The sequence below is a fragment of the Micromonospora globispora genome, from assembly GCF_003857015.1.
Taxonomy (GTDB): domain Bacteria; phylum Actinomycetota; class Actinomycetes; order Mycobacteriales; family Micromonosporaceae; genus Micromonospora; species Micromonospora globispora.
Genome location: NZ_QGGF01000016.1, coordinates 1 through 4,309 on the forward strand (window position 1 = coordinate 1; position 4,309 = coordinate 4,309).

At 70.6% G+C, this 4,309-nt stretch carries 3 protein-coding genes and 1 pseudogene; 2 read left to right on the forward strand and 2 right to left on the reverse strand.

Annotated elements, in window-relative coordinates; translation table 11 throughout:
• Nucleotides 1-13: 13 nt before the first annotated feature.
• A pseudogene (locus DKL51_RS00450) lies at nt 14-880 on the forward strand (MptA/MptB family glycosyltransferase); the annotation flags it as partial.
• A 100-nt stretch (nt 881-980) separates the two neighbouring features.
• Here the strand turns inward: DKL51_RS00450 and glnA are convergent.
• Nucleotides 981-2,405, reverse strand: coding sequence for a type I glutamate--ammonia ligase (gene glnA, locus DKL51_RS00455; protein WP_109942756.1), 1,425 nt, complete (start codon nt 2,403-2,405; stop codon nt 981-983).
• Between the two features lie 359 nt (nt 2,406-2,764).
• Here glnA and DKL51_RS00460 point away from each other — a divergent pair, with 359 nt between their 5' ends.
• Nucleotides 2,765-3,103: an RDD family protein gene (locus DKL51_RS00460; protein ID WP_109964266.1), complete on the forward strand. Its 339-nt coding sequence runs from the start codon at nt 2,765-2,767 to the stop codon at nt 3,101-3,103.
• A 159-nt stretch (nt 3,104-3,262) separates the two neighbouring features.
• Here the strand turns inward: DKL51_RS00460 and DKL51_RS00465 are convergent, their stop codons facing one another.
• Nucleotides 3,263-3,952 carry a DUF4191 domain-containing protein gene (locus DKL51_RS00465; protein ID WP_109944226.1) on the reverse strand — a complete coding sequence of 230 codons (690 nt, stop codon included), beginning with the start codon at nt 3,950-3,952 and terminating at the stop codon, nt 3,263-3,265.
• Between the last annotated feature and the right edge of the window lie 357 nt (nt 3,953-4,309).

Consider the following 4,309-nt stretch of genomic DNA (forward strand, 5'->3'; position numbering starts at 1 on the left):
TGTATAAGAGGCAGGTGTACACCTGGTCGGCGGCGCGCACAACGATGCGGTGGGGCTCGGTCTGCTCCTGCTCGGCCTGCTGGTGCTGGTCCGGCTGCCCGGCAGACCGAGCGGGCTGCTGGTCGCCGGGGCGCTGCTGGGGCTGGCCGTGGCGGTGAAGGCGATCGCGGTGGTGGTGCTGCCGTTCGCGGCGCTCGCGGCGGTGCGGGGTGGCTACACCGTCCGCGCGCTGCTGCGCGACGCCGCCTGGCTGGCCGGGGGAGTGCTGGCGGCGCTGCTGGTCACCTCGCTGGTGACCGGGCTCGGCGTCGGCTGGGTGGGCGGCCTGGCCCACAGCGGTGACTCGGAGCAGTGGACGTCCCCGCCGACCGCCGTCGGCTTCGTCGTCGACTACGCCGGCGAACTGGTCGGCCGGGAGCCCGGCGCGGTGCCGGTGGCCCGGGTGGTCGCGCTGGTGCTGCTCGCCGTGGTGCTGGCGGGCCTCTGGTGGTGGGCGTGGACGTCGCTGCGCCGGCCGAACGACGTCCGCCAGCAGGTGGTCCGGCCGGCCGTCGCGCGCCCTCGGGTGACGCTCACCGGGGCGGGGCTGGCGCTGGCCGCCACGGTCCTGCTCGCCCCGGTCTTCCACCCCTGGTACGCCACCTGGCCGCTGGCCGTGCTCTCGGTGGCGACCGTGGCCGTGGCGCGCACGAACTGGTTCGTGCTGCCCTGCGCGGTGGCCTCCGTCCTGGCCCTGCCGGACGGCACCAACCTGGCCCGGTTCACCAAGGCACCGGGTGCGGTCGCGATGACCGCGCTGGTGCTGGTGGTGGCCGGTTCGGCGGTCCGGGCGGCACTGGCCCGCCGCGCTCGGCAGCGCCGATTCGAGCCATCTGGTTGACCCGCTGGGCGCTTACCGGCGTACGCGAAAACGGCCGGGCCGGCCCCGCTGATCGCGGAGCCGGCCCGGCCGGTGCTGGTGAGGCGTGTTCGACGACCGCTCAGCAGTCGAAGTACATGGCGAACTCGTGCGGGGTCGGGCGCAGGCGCACCGGGTCGACCTCGTTGGCCCGCTTCCAGCTCACCCACGTGGAGAGCAGGTCCGGCGTGAACACGCCGCCGTCGAGCAGGTAGTCGTGGTCGGCCTCGAGCGCGTCGAGCACCTCGGGCAGCGAGCCCGGAACCTGCTTGACGTCGCCCCACTCCTCCGGCGGCAGGTCGTACAGGTCCTTGTCGATCGGCGCCGGCGGCTCGATCTTGTTCTTGATGCCGTCCAGGCCGGCCATCATCATCGCCGAGAAGGCGAGGTACGGGTTGCTGGACGGGTCCGGCACCCGGAACTCGACCCGCTTGGCCTTCGGGTTGCTGCCGGTGACCGGGATACGGGTGCAGGCGGAGCGGTTGCGCTGCGAGTAGACCAGGTTGACCGGCGCCTCGAAGCCCGGCACCAGGCGGCGGTACGAGTTGACCGTCGGGTTGGTGAAGGCCAGCAGCGACGGGGCGTGGTGCAGCAGACCGCCGATGTACCAGCGGGCGGTGTCCGACAGGCCGGCGTAGCCGGTCTCGTCGTAGAACAGCGGCTCGCCGTTGAGCCAGAGGCTCTGGTGGGTGTGCATGCCTGAGCCGTTGTCGCCGAAGAGCGGCTTCGGCATGAACGTGGCGGTCTTGCCGTTGGCCCACGCCTCGTTCTTCACGATGTACTTGAAGAGCTGAAGGTTGTCGGCCGAGTGCAGCAGGGTGGAGAACTTGTAGTTGATCTCCGACTGGCCGGCGGTGCCGACCTCGTGGTGCGAGCGCTCCACGGTGAAGCCGGTGTCGACCAGGCGGCGCACGATCGAGTCGCGCAGGTCGGCGTAGTGGTCCACCGGCGGCACCGGGAAGTAGCCGCCCTTGTAGGCGGTCTTGTAACCGCGGTTGCCGCCCTCCTCCTCGCGGCCGGAGTTCCAGGCGCCCTCGATCGAGTCGATGTAGTAGAACGACTGGTGGGCGGAGGTCTCGTGGCGGATCGAGTCGAAGATGTAGAACTCGGCCTCCGCGCCGAAGTACGCGGTGTCGGCGATGCCGCTCGCCGCCAGGAACGCCTCGGCCTTCTTGGCCACGTTCCGCGGGTCCCGGGAGTACGCCTCACGGGTGAACGGGTCGTGGATGAAGAAGTTCAGCGCGAGGGTCTTCTGCGCGCGGAAGGGGTCGATGAAGGCGGTCGCGACGTCGGGGAGCAGGAGCATGTCCGACTCGTGGATCGCCTGGAAGCCACGGATCGACGAACCGTCGAACGCGAGGCCGTCGGTGAAGAGTGCGTCGTCGACCGACTCGACCGGCAGATTGAAGTGCTGCATCACGCCGGGCAGGTCACAGAAACGTACGTCGACGAACTTCACGTCCTCGTTCTTGAGGTATCGCAGGAGTTCCTCGGGATTGGCGAACACACGTCCTCCTGGCACGTCCACGGGTGGCTGGGCTCCTGGCGACGCTATGACCGCGGGGTTGCCCGGCCGTGTCCCTTACGTTTCGGCCGTGTTACGTCGCTCGCGGAGCGTCACCTGCGCCGCTCAGCCCCCTTCGGGTCTCCGGGTGAACGGTACCGGCTGTGACCAGCTGGCGCACATTGGCGACTTTGGTCCGATTTTTCGGTCCGCGCGGAACCGGGGGTCGGACCGTGATCGACACCCTGGTCACGGCCGCGGCCCGGGTGCCGGTCCCGCTCTCGTTACCCTTGACCGCTGTGACCAACCCTCCCGCCGCGCCGGCACCACCCGCCACGGATCCCGCGTTCACGCCGCCGAGCATCGGCCGCCGCTTCGGCGCGCTGGTGATCGACTGGGTGCTCTGTCTCCTGGTGTCCAACTTCTTCGCCGACCCGGTCCGCGACGGCTGGGCCCCGGTCGTGGTGCTGATCGCCGAGTACGGCTTCTTCCTCGGCCTGTTCGCCCAGACCCCCGGCATGTACATCACGAAGATCCGCTGCGTCGCCTGGTCCGACGGCGGCCGGATCGGGCTGGCCCGCGCCCTGCTCCGCGGCGTGCTGCTGGCCCTGGTCGTACCCGCCCTGATCATGGATGAGCACCGCCGCGGCCTGCACGACCGCCTCACCGGCGCAGTCATCACCGACGCCCCCCGCCCCTAAACCCCCCGCTGACCTCCGCGATCTTGCACTTGCGGTGCCGACGAACGGCGTGAAACGGGGCAAGGTGACCACCGCGACTGCAAGATCGCGGTGAGATGCGTCGGGACACGGAAAGAGCCGGGCCCGAAGGGGCCCGGCTCTTGTCGCGTACGGCGGGGGTCAGCGGCCCCGGGTCTGGCGGAAGGCACCGCGCGGCGGCCGCATGTTCTTCGGGATCGCGCCCTTGGGCATGGCCGGCCGGGCGGTGAGCGCCTTGAGCCGCCGGTCGAGGGCGTTGACGTCCTTGGGGGAGAGGGTGCGCGGCAGCCGCATCAGGGTCATCCGCAGCTTGCGGATCGGCAGCTCGTCCTCGCCCTGGCCGATCACGTAGTCGTGCAGCGGGGCGGAGCCGATCACCTTGGCCAGCCGCCGCTTCTCCTGGCTGAGCAGGCCGCGCACCCGCTGCGGGTTCCCCTCGGCCAGCAGGATCACGCCGGGCCGGCCGACGACCAGGTGCACCATGTCCATCTGGGTGGTGGAGCTGACGGCCGGCGTCACCCGCCAGTCGCCGCGCATGCCCTCTATGATCTGCGCCGCCGCGCCGGGCTGCCCCTCGGCGGCGTTCATCATCGCCGTGTTGGACCGCAGGTTGAGCACGATCAGCACGGCGAGCAGGGTGAGCAGGATGCCGATCGGCAGGTAAATCCAGCCCCAGAGAATGACCGCGACCACGGTGAGCGCGAGCGGGATCAGCACCGCCGCGGCGATCAGCGGCGCGAACCACCGGTCCTGCTTCGCGGTGAACTGGAACACCATCCCGATCTGCTTCAGCCGCTGGCCGAACGAGACCTTCTCCTGGGGCTTTGCCATACCGAAGAGTCTAGTGGTCGCCGTGCTCGGCGGTGATCCGCGGCCAGCCCTCCGGCCCGCCGGCTGAGTACCTTACGTCGCCGCCCGGCCCTGAGGAGGCCGAGTAAGGAGGGGGAGCGGGCGAAGATCAGGCGCCGTCCCCATGCCCCGGGGCCACCTTCGCGCGGAAAGTCAATGGGGACAGCGAACGACACCGCACGACAGGGGAACCGACATGTTCGGCAACGACGCAGAATTTCTGCTCAGCATCCACCGTACGCACGCCTCCGAGCTGCAGGCCGAGGCGGCCGCCGACCGGCTCGCCCGGGCGCTGCCGCGCCGCCACCCGCGTGGCTGGCTCGGCCGCCGGCACCACAC